Annotated in this window: 11 protein-coding genes and 3 tRNA genes; 2 read left to right on the forward strand and 12 right to left on the reverse strand. The window is 40.1% G+C overall.

Translation table 11 applies throughout. The annotated features are described in order from the left end of the window. Nucleotides 1-316: 316 nt before the first annotated feature. Nucleotides 317-1633, forward strand: coding sequence for an FAD-containing oxidoreductase (locus SanJ4206_RS04835; protein WP_003029664.1), 1317 nt, complete (start codon nucleotides 317-319; stop codon nucleotides 1631-1633). Nucleotides 1634-1835: 202 nt separating this feature from the next. On the opposite strand, the gene SanJ4206_RS04840 is transcribed toward SanJ4206_RS04835, so the two are convergent. Both SanJ4206_RS04840 and gyrA read right to left on the reverse strand, forming a co-directional pair. Continuing rightward, on the reverse strand, nucleotides 1836-2579 hold the full coding sequence (locus tag SanJ4206_RS04840) for a class A sortase (RefSeq protein WP_003029662.1): 744 nt from the start codon (nucleotides 2577-2579) through the stop codon (nucleotides 1836-1838). Between the two features lie 20 nt (nucleotides 2580-2599). Further along, nucleotides 2600-5047: a DNA gyrase subunit A gene (gyrA, locus tag SanJ4206_RS04845; RefSeq protein ID WP_003029660.1), complete on the reverse strand. Its 2448-nt coding sequence runs from the start codon at nucleotides 5045-5047 to the stop codon at nucleotides 2600-2602. A 199-nt stretch (nucleotides 5048-5246) separates the two neighbouring features. Here gyrA and SanJ4206_RS04850 point away from each other — a divergent pair, with 199 nt between their 5' ends. Beyond that, complete coding sequence (locus SanJ4206_RS04850; protein ID WP_003024429.1) at nucleotides 5247-6230, forward strand: L-lactate dehydrogenase; 984 nt, start codon at nucleotides 5247-5249, stop codon at nucleotides 6228-6230. A gap of 130 nt (nucleotides 6231-6360) precedes the next feature. On the opposite strand, the gene SanJ4206_RS04855 is transcribed toward SanJ4206_RS04850, so the two are convergent. The 10 genes from SanJ4206_RS04855 to SanJ4206_RS04900 all read right to left on the reverse strand — a co-directional run bounded on the left by SanJ4206_RS04855 (nucleotide 6361) and on the right by SanJ4206_RS04900 (nucleotide 14331). Continuing rightward, nucleotides 6361-6765 carry an NUDIX hydrolase gene (locus SanJ4206_RS04855; protein ID WP_022525130.1) on the reverse strand — a complete coding sequence of 135 codons (405 nt, stop codon included), beginning with the start codon at nucleotides 6763-6765 and terminating at the stop codon, nucleotides 6361-6363. A 65-nt stretch (nucleotides 6766-6830) separates the two neighbouring features. Next, a tRNA-Arg gene (locus tag SanJ4206_RS04860) sits at nucleotides 6831-6902 on the reverse strand. Between the two features lie 82 nt (nucleotides 6903-6984). After that, the gene (rpsA, locus tag SanJ4206_RS04865; protein ID WP_003029657.1) at nucleotides 6985-8184 is read right to left on the reverse strand and encodes a 30S ribosomal protein S1; all 1200 of its coding nucleotides are present in this window, start codon (nucleotides 8182-8184) and stop codon (nucleotides 6985-6987) included. Nucleotides 8185-8345: 161 nt separating this feature from the next. After that, nucleotides 8346-8417 (reverse strand) — tRNA-Gln (locus SanJ4206_RS04870). A gap of 42 nt (nucleotides 8418-8459) precedes the next feature. Continuing rightward, nucleotides 8460-8540 (reverse strand) — tRNA-Tyr (locus tag SanJ4206_RS04875). 52 nt (nucleotides 8541-8592) lie between these two features. Then, nucleotides 8593-8823 (reverse strand): DUF2969 domain-containing protein, encoded by a 231-nt coding sequence (locus SanJ4206_RS04880; RefSeq protein ID WP_022525132.1) that lies wholly within the window; start codon nucleotides 8821-8823, stop codon nucleotides 8593-8595. Between the two features lie 103 nt (nucleotides 8824-8926). Further along, complete coding sequence (locus SanJ4206_RS04885) at nucleotides 8927-9964, reverse strand: branched-chain amino acid aminotransferase (RefSeq protein WP_080554329.1); 1038 nt, start codon at nucleotides 9962-9964, stop codon at nucleotides 8927-8929. 122 nt (nucleotides 9965-10086) lie between these two features. After that, the gene (parC, locus tag SanJ4206_RS04890; protein ID WP_003029652.1) at nucleotides 10087-12543 is read right to left on the reverse strand and encodes a DNA topoisomerase IV subunit A; all 2457 of its coding nucleotides are present in this window, start codon (nucleotides 12541-12543) and stop codon (nucleotides 10087-10089) included. 212 nt (nucleotides 12544-12755) lie between these two features. Next, complete coding sequence (locus SanJ4206_RS04895) at nucleotides 12756-13577, reverse strand: aminoglycoside 6-adenylyltransferase (RefSeq protein ID WP_003029651.1); 822 nt, start codon at nucleotides 13575-13577, stop codon at nucleotides 12756-12758. A 19-nt stretch (nucleotides 13578-13596) separates the two neighbouring features. Further along, entirely contained in the window at nucleotides 13597-14331 is a 735-nt protein-coding gene (locus tag SanJ4206_RS04900; protein ID WP_003029650.1) for a DUF6261 family protein, read from the reverse strand. Nucleotides 14332-14525: the final 194 nt, after the last annotated feature.

A 14525-nucleotide genomic window follows, 5' to 3' on the forward strand; every position in this document is an offset into this window, starting at 1 on the left:
CAAGGCTCAGTATTTGTTGACGCTTACATTTTATATCAGATACGGTCTTGTGTCTACTTAAGAAAAATTAATCGTCCCATAAGTTTCTATTATACATATTGATTTTACTGACTTTTCAAAAGATAAAGGCAAGGTTTTACAAATAAAATTTTTGCAAAATCTAAAAATTTATTTGTAAAATGATTGAATTTATAAAAATATTTTATCTAATTTAAAAGAAATTCTTTTCCTCAATCATTTACCAATCCTCCAGGGCAAAATGCGAGCATTTGCAAAATGAATATGTTACAATGCTTATAAAAACGGAGGAAAAATCATGTTAACATACGATTTAATTGTTATTGGTTTTGGTAAAGCTGGTAAAACATTAGCAGCAAAAATGGCAACCCAAGGAAAAAAGGTTGCTTTAATTGAACGTAGCAAAGCTATGTACGGTGGTACTTGTATCAATATCGCTTGTATTCCAACCAAAACCTTATTAGTCGCCGCAGAAAAAGGACTATCATTTGAAGAAGTAATGGCTGAGAAAAACGCGGTTATTAGCCGACTTAATGGGAAAAATTACGCAGCCATTAGTAGTGCTGGAGTGGATATTATTGATGCAGAAGCTCATTTTCTATCCAATAAGGTAATTGAAATTGTAGCAGGCGACGAAAAGCAAGAGATAACAGCTGAAAATATTGTCATCAATACGGGCGCTATCTCTAACATTCTACCAATTCCAGGACTTACTACAACAAAAAATGTTTATGACTCAACAGGCATTCAAAATCTTTCTACATTACCTAAACGTCTTGGTATTCTCGGTGGTGGAAATATCGGTCTTGAATTTGCCGGACTTTTCAATAAGCTAGGAAGCAAGGTTACTGTCCTTGACGCTGCTGATACTTTTTTGCCACGTGTAGAGCCCTCAATTGCCACTTTGGCTAAACAATATATGACGGAAGACGGTATTGAAATTCTTCAAAATATTTACACTCAAGAAGTGAAAAATGACGGTGAAGAGGTGCTTGTCATTGCTAAAAACGAAATATTTCGCTTTGACGCTTTGCTTTATGCTACCGGTCGTAAACCAAATATCGAACCATTAAAACTTGAAAATACAGACATCCAAGTTACAGACCGCGGTGCTATCCAAGTGGATAAGCATTGCCAAACAGCTGTTTCTGGTGTCTTTGCTGTTGGTGATGTCAACGGTGGACTACAATTTACTTATGTTTCGCTAGATGATTTTCGTGTCGTTTTCAATTACTTAGCCGGTGATGGCTCCTACACACTTGAAAATCGCAAATATGTACCGACTACCATGTTTATCACTCCCCCACTTGCACAAATTGGTTTGACAGAAGCCCAAGCTAAAGAACAAGGCCTGCCCTATGCTACCAAAGAAATTCCAGTTGCAGCCATGCCACGTGGACATGTTAATGCAGATCTTAGGGGAGCGTTTAAAGCTGTTGTTAATACAGAAACTAAGGAAATTTTAGGGGCTACTATCTTCTCGAAAGGTGCTCAAGAAATCATTAACATTCTAACTGTAGCTATGGACAATAAGATTCCTTATACTTATTTCACAAAACAAATCTTTACTCATCCAACTTTGGCTGAAAATCTTAATGATTTGTTTGCGATTTAGTCACGACTTCTGCACTTCGACAAACATGTTGTCATAAACCACTTTGATTTCATTTGACAAAAAAGCAAAGTGGGATAGGGCTGAGAACTAAAAATTTTTAGCCCGTTCTCTCACTCTTACAAAGCTTGCTCAAGTATCGCGTGACTATTTATTTCCATCATAAAAACGAGGCTGAGATATTATCGTCCCAACCTCGTTTTTATTATAGCTGCATTTGATTATACGTTTTACTAAATGCATTTAAAATTTCTTTTGGCGCGTCTTTATAAGAAGTTTCTCCTTCTAGCGTTCCTTTAACAATCGTTCGTGACGTAGCCGCAGCATCTTCACAAGTCACCAAAGTCACTTCATTGACACCTTCGCGGTCATTAATCACATCTACTCTATCAGGTGCCACATTCTCAACTGAAGTAATGGAATAAGTATAAATTTTTTCCTTATCTGTCAGATAAATTTTCATTCCGGCTTTAGCACGATCTAAAGGAGAAAAGAGCATATTGCTTGCACCTGTAATCCCAAATACATGGTGACTAGCCAATGCATAATTTCCTTTCCCCATTTGCTGCGTTTCTTTCATCGTACCTGCACCATAATAAAGCCCCACATTGTCCAAGCCTTTAAAAATTGGCAAATTCATTGAAAGTTCTGGAATAGCAATTCCACCAATAACTGGTAATTGCTGTGCTTTCCATTGCGCATTAATCACATCTTCGGTAGACAGCGATTTAACTTTATCGAAATTAAAGCTAGTTTTGGCTTTTTTATTTTGAGTGATTTTATCTTTTGAAACATTGCTCACTTGATATCGATTGGTATGCCAAACCATGATCATATTCCGAATAGAAGAGTTGAAAATAAGTGCAAGTGCAACAATGATTAACAATGTCGCAATAATATTAATCAGAATATTTTTTCTTTTATTATGTTTTTTTCTTGTTGATGACATAACATTTCCTTTTATTTAGTTTATTCTTCATTCACTTCTTTTTCATTCTCTGCTGCAACGCTTGTAAAAGTAACAATCTGCGCTCCCTTATCTAGTCGCATTACTTTAACACCCAAAGTTGCGCGCCCTGTTTGAGAAATATTGGCAACATTTGTCCGAATAATAACCCCTGTATTTGTGATAACCATTAAATCTTCATCACCATTCACAGCCATAAGTCCCGCTAATGGACCATTTTTCTCAGTAATATTAGCCGTTTTCATTCCTTTTCCACCACGACCTTTCGTAGCGTATTCACTGGCTAACGTGCGCTTGCCATATCCCTTTTCAGTGATGACTAATACTTCTTGATTATCCGAAATAACGCTGGCGCCCACAACATAATCATTTGTACGCAAATTCACTCCACGCACACCAGTCGCAGCTCGTCCCATATTTCGAACTTGATTTTCGTTAAATCGTACAGCATATCCCATTTTGGTTCCGATAATGATATCTGCGTGACCATTTGTCAAAAAGACATTGATGAGTTCATCCTCATCTTTTAAATTCAAAGCTTTCAGACCATTTTGACGAATATTAGCAAACTCTGTTACGCTTGTCCGCTTCACAACACCATAGCGCGTTGTGAAGAAAAGGTAGGAATGATCATCATGCTCGGCTTGAACATTGATAATCGTCTGAATTGTTTCACCTTCGTCTAATTTCAACAAATTAACAATCGGCAAACCTTTTGCTGTACGGCCGTATTCAGGAATTTCATAACCTTTCAAGCGATAAACGCGACCTTTATTGGTAAAGAAGAGTAAGCGATCATGTGTGCTGGTAGAAACTAATTCACGGACAAAATCGTCATCCTTTACACCTGTTCCTTGAATACCACGACCACCACGTCTTTGCGCAGTGAATTCATCTTGGTTCAACCGTTTGATATAGCCTTTATTGGAAAGTGTAATCAAAACATCTGCTTCTTCGATGAGATCTTCATCTTCCAAAGACAGTACTTCACCAACCATTAGTTCTGTACGACGTTCGTCAGAAAACTTACGTTTAATCTCTTCTAATTCTTCCTTGATAATCGCAACAACTCGTTCTGGTTTAGCTAAAATATCTGCTAAATCTGCTATCAATTTCATCAAGTCGTCATATTCAGATTGAATCTTATCCCGTTCCAATCCCGTTAAACGGCGAAGACGCATATCCAGAATCGCCTGACTTTGACGTTCGGATAATTCATAGCGTGCCATCAACTCTGCTTGCGCTTCTGCATCTGTCTCACTGTTTCGGATGATGCGAATCACTTCATCAATGTGATCAAGTGCAATCAGCAAACCAGCTAAAATATGTGCACGAGCTTCCGCCTTTTCCTTATCAAAAACCGTCCGACGTGTCACCACTTCTTTTTGGTGTTCAATATAAGCAAGCAAAATCTCGCGTAAAGACAGAATCTTTGGCACTCCATTTTGGATCGCCAGCATATTGAAACTAAAATTCGTCTGCATTTGCGTTAATTTAAATAAATTGTTCAAAATAACATGCGCACTTGCATCCCGCTTCACATCAATGATAAAACGAACCCCTTCACGGTTAGATTCGTCACGAACCGCTGTAATCCCGTCAATACGTTTTTCTTGAACCAGTCGCACAATATGCTCATGAACTTTGGTTTTATTGACCATATACGGAAATTCAGTGACGACAATTCGTTCACGACCAGATTTAGTTTCTTCGATTTCTGTCCGAGCACGTAAAACAATGGAACCCTTCCCAGTTTCATAAGCGCGATGAATGCCTGATTTCCCCATAACCAAAGCGCCTGTCGGGAAGTCTGGACCAGGCAACACTTCCATAAGGTCACGTGTGGTCACATCTGGATTATCCATGACTAATTTTACAGCATCAATGGTCTCACAAAGATTGTGAGGAGGAATGTTTGTTGCCATTCCCACAGCAATACCTGTCGCCCCATTGACCAGCAAATTAGGAAAACGTGACGGTAAAACTAATGGCTCACGCTCACTGCTATCATAGTTATCTGCAAAATCAACTGTATTTTTGTTAATATCACGTAACATTTCAAGCGATATTTTGCTCATCCGAGCTTCTGTATACCGTTGTGCCGCAGGACCGTCTCCGTCCATAGAACCAAAGTTTCCGTGACCATCTACTAACATGTGACGGTAAGACCACCATTGCGCCATCCGCACCATTGCTTCATAGATAGAAGAATCTCCATGTGGGTGGTATTTACCCATGACATCACCCGTGATACGAGCAGATTTCTTATGTGGTTTGTCAGGAGTTACTCCCAGCTCATTCATTCCATACAATATTCTTCGGTGAACAGGCTTTAAGCCATCACGAACATCAGGAAGCGCTCGAGCAACAATGACACTCATGGCGTAATCAATGAAACTCGTCTTCATTTCGCTCGTTAAATTCACATTTACTAAATTATTATCCTGCATTAAAAAATGCCTCTCTTCAATTTATATGACCATATCATTATAACATAAATTGGGATTTTTTTCAGTAAACACCCTTTGTTGTAAAAACGTTTACATAAGATGATATGTATTATATTCGTGACAAAATGTTACAAAAGTGATAGAATAGATGTGTAAAGGGAAAACGTTCCCCAATAAAATAAAGGAGATGTTTAGCAAAATGACTCTTACTAAACAACATAAAAAAGTCATCCTTGTTGGTGACGGTGCTGTAGGTTCTTCTTACGCATTTGCTCTTGTCAACCAAGGAATCGCCCAAGAACTTGGTATTGTTGATATTTTCAAAGAAAAAACAGAAGGGGATGCTGAAGACCTCAGCCATGCCTTGGCTTTCACTTCACCTAAGAAAATTTATTCAGCAGAATATGCTGATGCACACGATGCAGATCTTGTCGTTTTGACTGCTGGTGCACCACAAAAACCAGGTGAAACTCGTCTTCAATTGGTTGAAAAAAACCTTCGTATCAACAAAGATGTTGTTACTAAAATTGTTGCTTCAGGATTCAACGGTATCTTCCTCGTAGCTGCTAACCCTGTTGACATTTTGACTTACTCAACTTGGAAATTCTCTGGATTCCCTAAAGAACGTGTCATTGGTTCAGGTACTTCTCTTGACTCAGCACGTTTCCGTCAAGCACTTGCTGAAAAATTAGATGTAGATGCTCGTTCTGTCCATGCTTACATCATGGGAGAACATGGTGATTCAGAATTCGCTGTTTGGTCACATGCCAACGTTGCAGGTGTCAACCTTGAAAATTATCTTCAAGACGTAGAAAACTTCAATGCTGCTGAATTAGTTGACCTGTTTGAAGGTGTCCGTGATGCTGCATACTCAATCATCAATAAAAAAGGTGCGACTTTCTATGGTATCGCAGTTGCCTTAGCTCGTATCACAAAAGCTATCCTTGATGACGAAAATTCAGTTCTTCCACTTTCAGTATTCCAAGAAGGCCAATATCCTGGCGTTACAGACTGCTACATTGGACAACCAGCTATTGTCGGCGCACATGGTATCGTACGTCCAGTAAATATCCCGTTGAATGATGCTGAAAAACAAAAAATGCAAGCTTCTGCTAAACAATTAAAAGACATCATCAATGATGCCTTCTCCAAAGAAGAATTTGCTTCAGCAGCTAAAAACTAAAGAATTTCCTTTCTTACTCCTTGTTTTATCAAGGAGTTTTTTCATATCTAAAATGGATACGATAAAGTTGATTTGCACGGCATCATGACTTTATCGTATCCATTATTTTATATAATCTCACCTTATCAATTTATTTCAATATATCTTTTAAATAAGGAACAGTCTTCTCACCTTTCATATCTGACAGCACCCGAATCCAGCGAAATGCTGTATGCTCTTCCAAATCAAGTTTAATCTCTCTATATTCCAGCAATTTTGCCTTATACACTAGACGCGTAAAAACGATGCCCTTTGTATCATCATAACAGCTATCCTCATGAAGAATCGAACTTAATTGTACTTTTTGGTTGACTTCTTCCATCGCTTCTCGTACAGCACCTTCTCGCGGCAATTCGTCTTCTTCCACACTACCTCCTGGAATATCCCAATATTCTGGATACATGTTTGGAGAACCACGTTTTATTTTACTTCGTTTAATAAGCAAATATTTTCCATCTTTTTCAATTAGAACATGAGCAATCAATTTTATAGGCATTCGCAATCTCCTTTGTAAAAATAAAAAATCTTGCATAAAACAAGACTTTCAAGTAATAAACACAATCCACCCTGAGAGAATCGAACTCCCATCTCAAGAACCGGAATCTTACGTGATATCCATTACACTAAGGGTGGCAACTATTTTATTATATAAAAATTTTATAAAAATAACAAGTAAAAAAGGACTGAAATGATAAATTCCAATCCTTTTATTTGATTATAATTCAATATCACCAAACAAGTCAGCCATTGAAAATCCAGTTTGAGTTTCTGGAAGCTCAAAGTCACGTTTTTCTTGACGTTTTTGACGACGAGGACGTGATTGACGTTTTTCTTTTTGATCATCTTCTTGTACTGGACGTTCTTCAAGAGCTTTGATAGAAAGTGATACACGTTCTGCATCAGCATTTACATCAAGAACTTTCACAGTTACTTCTTGACCAACTTTAAGCACATCTTTCGGATTTTCAACACGTTTATGTGAAATTTGTGAAATATGGACAAGTCCGTCAATACCTGGCAATACTTCAACAAAAGCACCGAAATCTGTCAAACGTTTAACTGTGCCTTCAATCACATCACCAGCAGCTAATTTTTGTTCAACACCGTCCCATGGTCCAGGTGTTGTAGCTTTAAGAGAAAGTGATACGCGTCCTTCTTCTTCGTTCAAATCAAGAACTTTTACTTCAATTTCATCGCCAACTGATACAACAGATTTTGGTGAAACGTTGCGTTCGTGTGACAATTCAGTTAAGTGAACAAGTCCGTCAACACCACCAAGGTCAATAAAGGCACCAAAGCTTGTGATACGTGCAACTTTACCAGTCACGATGTCACCAACAGCCAATTTACCAAACACTTCAGCACGTGCTGCTGCAGCTTTTTCTTCTACTACTTCACGGCGTGAAAGAATGAAACGATTTTCTTTTGGATCCACTTCTTTAATTTTTGCTTCAAATTCTTGACCTACAAAACGTTCAGTATTACGAACGAAACGAGTATCTAGCATTGAAGCAGGAATAAATCCACGAAGTCCTTCAAATTCTACTGAAAGACCACCTTTAACTGCACGAGTACCTTTTACAGTAACAACTTCTTCTTCACGTCCAACCAACTTGTCCCATGCCTTGCGAGCTTCTAAACGTTTTTTAGATACAAGGTAAGTAACTGTATCAGTATCTTTACCAACTACTTGACGAAGAACAAGCAATTCAAGTGTTTCACCTGGTTTTACAAGGTCGTTAATGTCAGCTTCACGATCGTTTGTCAATTCACGAAGGGTTAACACACCTTCCACACCAGTTCCAGCGATTGCAACATTAGCTTGGTTCGCATCAACAGTCAATACTTCAGCAGTAACGACATCGCCTGGCTCAACTTGGCTAACACTATTTAGCAAATCTTCAAATTCATTCATCTAAAAAAATCCTCCAACAATCAAGCATTTCTTGCTTGACATACTTATAATATTTTTCCTAAGCACCGCAATGACATGAACTATCTTTAACGTTTCCCACCCTATAAAGAAATAAAATACCCTAAGATATTTTACCATTTATCTGATATATTACCTAAGAACTGGGGTAGCTGGATTCGAACCAACGCATGAGGGAGTCAAAGTCCCTTGCCTTACCGCTTGGCTATACCCCAAAATGAACGCGGACAAAATCCTTTAAACGCTAAGTACGCTCATGGAGAGGGAGGGATTCGAACCCCCGAACCCGAAGGAGCGGATTTACAGTCCGCCGCGTTTAGCCTCTTCGCTACCTCTCCTGTATAATCAACAGTATTCATTATACCATTGATGAAAAGAAAACACAAGCATTTATTTACCCAAATTATAGGTTTCAATCAATTTTTCCACGGCATTTTCAAGTTTTTTATAAAAACTATCAACATTTTCATTTTTTATGATAGCAAATTGTCCATCAAACTCAGCAATTTGACCAATGACTTTTTTACCAATAGATAAAACATAACCTTCGTATTGATCAGACCCTACTTTTACTTGGCTATCTGCTAATTGGATTTCAATCTTTTTGTCTTTTTTACTCATCATATACCTCTTTCAAGTCTCTATTTTACAAAAAAATAGAAAAACTAGCAAGCAATATGCGAAATTTAAAGCTACCTCAGCAGAGAGATAGCTTCAAAAATTTCTAAACTTTGACAATCCAGCCTTCTGGTGCTTCAACATCACCAAATTGAATACCGGTTAATTCATCATAAAGTTTTCGAGTGACAGGTCCAACTTCTGTTTCACTGTAAAAGACATGGAAATCGTCACCGTGCTGAATACCACCAATTGGAGAGATGACCGCTGCTGTACCGCAAGCCCCTGCTTCAGCAAAACGATCCAAATCATCAATTGGTACATCTCCTTCGATAGCTTTCAAGCCCAAACGATGTTCTGCTAGGTATAGCAGAGAATATTTTGTGATAGAAGGCAGGATAGATGGGCTATATGGTGTTAAAAATTCATTGTCTTTGGTAATTCCAAAGAAGTTTGCAGACCCCACTTCTTCAATCTTCGTATGAGTGGCAGGGTCTAGATAAATGACATCAGAAAATTTCTTTTCGTGAGCCATTTGCCCTGGAAGTAAGCTTGCTGCGTAGTTACCGCCGACTTTAGCAGCGCCTGTTCCATAAGGAGCAGCGCGGTCGTACTTATCGGAAACGATAAAGTTTGTCGGAGTCAAGCCTCCTTTAAAGTAATTTCCAACAGGCATGGCAAACACGGTGAAAATGTATTCATCTGCTGGTTTAACACCGATGATGTCACCAACACCTAACAATAGCGGACGAATATAAAGGGTTCCTCCTGTTCCATACGGTGGAACGTATTCTTCATTGGCACGAACCACTTGCTTCACAGCATCTACAAACATATCAGTCGGAACTTGTGGCATCAAGAGACGGTCTGAGGTGCGTTGCAGACGTTTTGCATTTTGATCTGGACGAAATAGCTGTACGCCGCCGTCTTTCGTGCGATAAGCTTTCATTCCCTCAAAGGCTTGTTGACCGTAATGAAGGCAAGGAGATGATTCAGACATGTGCAGAGTTGCATCTTCAGTCAATCCTCCTTTTTCCCACTGACCATTTTTATAATAGGCAAGATAACGATAAGGCAATTTCATATAGGAAAAACCAAGATTTTTCCAATCAAGATTTACTGACATAACATTCTCCTTTTTAATTTTATGATTTTTATTTTACACTATTTTTAGATATTTTCAATAGTTTTTTGCAAAATTCTGAAAATTTTTTAATTTCAATTTATAAAGACAATAAAAAATCAGCCGCTTGGACTGATTTTCAATTATTTAAGATTCGCAGAGAACACTTCTTCATCTGAAATAGTATCTGAGATGAAACTTCCGTTGCTGGTTCTTTCAGACAAACCGAGGTCAGCTAGATTCACTTGGTAAGTAGTTCCTTTGTTAGAAATAATTGAGAGAATCTGCTCCTCTTCTGCCGTTGGATTGTCCGAACTAAAGAGATCTAGTTCCGCAGGCTGCTCTCCAAAAACAGGACCTGCTTGGAAAACACGATGTGGCTTGGACTTCAGATCGCGCAACACTTGCAAGCCACGATTTGCTCGGCTCGTCACAGGAATATCTGCAACTGCCATTCGCTTGAGTGCTCCGCGCTGGGTCAAGATATAAAATGAATCAGTATTGACAATAAAAGCTGCTGCTAAGACATCATCTTTTTTGAGATTGATAGCTTTGACACCTGCTGCCTTAGCGCCCACAACTGGTACTTCTTCGATATTGAACCGCAAGGCATAGCCGTTCTGGGTCACTAGCATAACATCGTCTAGCTTGATTGGAGAAAGTGTGATAATTTGGTCGTCTTCATTTTTTAATTTAGCAAATTTAACAGACTTGGACTTATAGGTGCGCCAAGGACTGAATTGTTTTCGCTCTACACGCTTGATTTGCCCTAGTTTTGTTACCGCAAAATAAGTGCCTTCGTCAAAATTATCTACTAACTCAGTGTAGATGACTTCTTCGTTGGTCTCAAAATTGGTAATAGTCTGGCTGAGGTGTTCCCCGATTTCTTTCCAGCGAATGTCTGCCAATTCATGAACTGGTCGATAGATGACATTTCCAAGATTGGTAAAAATCAAAAGGTGCTGAGTGGTTTTCGCCGAGCTAATAAAAATCAGACGGTCATCATCTCGCTTGCCGACCTCGTCAACCGTTGATGAATTGAAAGAACGTGGACTGGTGCGCTTGAGATAGCCACCACGAGTGACGCTGACATAGGTTTCTTCTTCCACAATCAGACTAGCCGTGTCAATCTCAATGGCGTTAGCTGTATCTTGCAATTCACTAAGACGAGGATTGCCAAATTTCTTTTTGACCTCACGGAGTTCGCGCTTCATGAGGTTATACATAGTTCGCTCATCACCGATAATAGCTGAGAGCATGGCAATTTTTTCGCGTAATTCCGCCTGCTCTTCCTCCAGAATCACCACATCTGTATTGGTCAAGCGATAAAGTTGGAGAGTAACAATGGCCTCTGCCTGCTCCTCGGTGAAATCATAACTGACTTTGAGATTTTCCTTGGCATCAGCTTTATTTTCCGATGCACGAATGAGCGCAATCACTTCATCCAAGATAGAAATCACTCGAATCAAGCCTTCTACGATATGCAGGCGCTTCTCTGCTTTTGCCTTGTCAAATCGGCTGCGCGCCAGAATAATCTCTTTTCGGTGGGCAATGTAACTAGTCAGAATCGGCACAATTCCCACCAAACGAGGCGTGAAGTTGTCGATTGCCACCATGTTGAAATTGTAATTAACTTGCAAATCAGTGTACTTGAAAAGATAGTTGAGAATCAGCTCGGTATTGGCATCCTTTTTCAGCTCAATAGCAATACGAAGCCCGTCACGGTCAGACTCATCCCGCACTTCTGCAATACCAGCTACCTTGTTATTGACCCGAACATCATCAATTTTCTTGACCAGAACAGCCTTGTTAATCTCATAAGGAATCTCGGTGACAACGATCTGCTCTTTGCCGCCTTTGAGCTTTTCAATCTCCGTCCGAGAACGCACGACAACGCGACCTTTCCCAGTTTCATAAGCTTTCTTAATCTCATCTCGCCCTTGCACAATGGCTCCCGTTGGAAAGTCAGGGCCCGGCAGAAACTCCATGAGTTTGTCAACCTTGGCTTTGGGGTGGTCAATCATATACACCACCGCATCAATGACTTCAGCCAGATTGTGAGGCGGAATGTCCGTCGCATACCCAGCAGAAATCCCCGTCGCCCCATTTACCAAAAGATTTGGAAAAGCAGCAGGCAATACGGTTGGTTCTTTCTCCGTATCGTCAAAGTTCCAAGCAAAAGGTACGGTGTCCTTTTCGATGTCTTGCAGTAAGTAGCCTGCAATCTCAGACAAGCGAGCCTCAGTGTACCGCATAGCGGCTGGTGGATCACCGTCCATAGAACCATTATTTCCGTGCATTTCCACTAAAATCTCGCGGTTCTTCCAATCCTGAGACATGCGAACCATAGCGTCGTAAATGGAGCTGTCACCATGCGGGTGAAAATTCCCCATAATGTTTCCGACAGACTTGGCAGACTTACGATAACCCTTGTCAAAAGTGTTGCCGTCTTTATTCATCGAATAAAGAATCCGACGCTGCACGGGCTTGAGTCCGTCACGAATGTCGGGCAAGGCCCGCTCTTGAATGATGTATTTGGAGTAGCGCCCAAAACGCTCTCCCATGATGTCCTCCAAGGACATATTTTGAATGTTACTCATAAGATACAAAGGGACGTTTCGGCTTGCCGAAAATTTCTGTAGAAAAATAGGAAATCGATGCAGGGTTCGATGAACTCCAATCGATTTATCTTTTTTCCTAAGTCTTAGTCCCGTGTTCAGTTGCTATACAACCAAACTATCCTTTCTGTAATTTTCTTTTTTAATGCTTCCTGATGTAAGAGGCATCTCTTATGAATGAGCAAAGTGGATTATCACTTTCTTAGATTCAGTTTTTCTTTAGTGTACTGAATCATTTTTTCTGCAGTTTCTTTATCATAAGGAAAACCAGTCTTGAGAGAGAAAGCCTGAGCTTCTCTGTGGAAAAATTGCTGCGTAGACAGTAAAGACTGGATGAGGCTTTCTTTGTTGGAAAAATCAAGCAAAGTGGCAAATTCTTCTTCCTTCTCCGCGGGCAAATACTGAAACAGATACTTATAGTTCTTGCCGACATCAATCACTCCCTTGTTCGCTGCCACTTGCCAAGCTAGAAGCTTGAGCAATTCTTTCTGACAGATACCATAGAGATGATCTGCTGCATACACAAATTGTTGTCTCTGAATGCCTTTGACAACGTAGGCTGAAACCCACCAGAATTCATTGCACGATTTTGCAAAATCATCCGCACTTGCTGGTTTTGTCCAATAGCGTTTGGGAGTGGGGGTATAGGGTTGAAAAAGTCCCTGTGGGTCGTCCAACACCATAAAGTCTGCTTCGCTATCCACCCATTCTTTGATATGCTCCTTAGGGCAAAGGGTCAAATCTATCCGATTACCATCTTCAAAGAGCATCAAGTAGAGCCGGCGATGCGCAAGTACATTATGCTGCTCAATAATGCGCTCGCCAAACTGCTCCAACCAAGCAAGGTCAGCTACCAGTCTATCCAAATTATCCACAATGTAGACCACATCATAGTCTTGAAACTCGTCCTTGGGAGCATCTGGATTTGTCCGCGAGCCGGACATGGCAACAGCATCGACTTTTAGCACTTTTGCGGTTTGTAAAATCAAATCCAACATTTCACTTTCAGTTCTCATGGAAGTACCTACCTTTTTGCTAGATCTCTTCTTTCACTTTCTTAACCGCTTTGCGTTTTTTGTAGCGGCTGCGAATGGTATTGAGGTGATCGCGAAGATCTGCATAGTGGCTTCTTTCTGGGTAGGCATAGGTCATAATAGCAGTGAAATCCAGCAGGAAATCGTAGATTTCTTGTAGTTGAATGCGGAGTTGCTTGCTTTGGCTAGGCACTTTGCCTTTCAACTCGTTCAAGCGCTCCTTATAGGCTTCCTCAAACCGCTTTTGCGCAGTCATCAAGCTTTCCACATGAGCTTCCAAGTGCAGTTTTGCCAGCGCCGTTTGATAAGTCGATTTCTTCAGCTCTTGGAGCAGGTGGTTGATGCCCTCTGTCTCTTTTTCATAGTTGGCAGCCGCAATCCCTGCGTAATTTTTCAGCAAGCCTGCCAAGGTGTCGTAGGCTTCTTTGGTCGCCGTCTCCTTGACCCGTGAAAATGCCCGCACCAAAGCAGTCAGCGTCCCCAAAGCATCGTCTCGCTCGTGGTCGGCTTGGTCTAAACTAGTCACCAAGCGACTAGCTTTCATCTGATGAAGCCCCTCCTGAAACTTAGCCAAATGCTGGCTCATCTCTTCCAGCTTACTCGTATAAATACTTTCAACCTTGTGCGCCTTGTTAAAAGCAGCAATCGCCTCTTTCGACTCGGTCATAAGCTGGGAAAATTCACTTTTATCCAGAGTTTTCGTGTCCAATGTAGTGATTCCGTATGTCAATTTCATTATTTTCTCCTAATTCTTTTAAATTCTAATCTATTTCATGTCATTTTTACATTATTCAGTTTCGGAAAAGGCTTTTTACTCAAAAACCGTTCGTCCGAAATTGGAACGTTCGTCTTTTGTTCTAAAAACTATTGTCCGAAAAAAGAACAATCGGTATTTACTAAAAAGTCGCTTGTCCGAAAGTTGAACGACTT

This window comes from Streptococcus anginosus (assembly GCF_001697145.1).
Classification (GTDB): domain Bacteria; phylum Bacillota; class Bacilli; order Lactobacillales; family Streptococcaceae; genus Streptococcus; species Streptococcus hominis.

Coding starts and splice junctions, on each gene's coding strand:
- SanJ4206_RS04835 (WP_003029664.1), top strand. CDS start 317: ATGTTAACATACGATTTAATTGTTATTGGTTTTGGTAAAGCTGGTAAA.
- SanJ4206_RS04840 (WP_003029662.1), bottom strand. CDS start 2,579: ATGTCATCAACAAGAAAAAAACATAATAAAAGAAAAAATATTCTGATT.
- gyrA (WP_003029660.1), bottom strand. CDS start 5,047: ATGCAGGATAATAATTTAGTAAATGTGAATTTAACGAGCGAAATGAAG.
- SanJ4206_RS04850 (WP_003024429.1), top strand. CDS start 5,247: ATGACTCTTACTAAACAACATAAAAAAGTCATCCTTGTTGGTGACGGT.
- SanJ4206_RS04855 (WP_022525130.1), bottom strand. CDS start 6,765: ATGCCTATAAAATTGATTGCTCATGTTCTAATTGAAAAAGATGGAAAA.
- rpsA (WP_003029657.1), bottom strand. CDS start 8,184: ATGAATGAATTTGAAGATTTGCTAAATAGTGTTAGCCAAGTTGAGCCA.
- SanJ4206_RS04880 (WP_022525132.1), bottom strand. CDS start 8,823: ATGAGTAAAAAAGACAAAAAGATTGAAATCCAATTAGCAGATAGCCAA.
- parC (WP_003029652.1), bottom strand. CDS start 12,543: ATGAGTAACATTCAAAATATGTCCTTGGAGGACATCATGGGAGAGCGT.
- SanJ4206_RS04895 (WP_003029651.1), bottom strand. CDS start 13,577: ATGAGAACTGAAAGTGAAATGTTGGATTTGATTTTACAAACCGCAAAA.
- SanJ4206_RS04900 (WP_003029650.1), bottom strand. CDS start 14,331: ATGAAATTGACATACGGAATCACTACATTGGACACGAAAACTCTGGAT.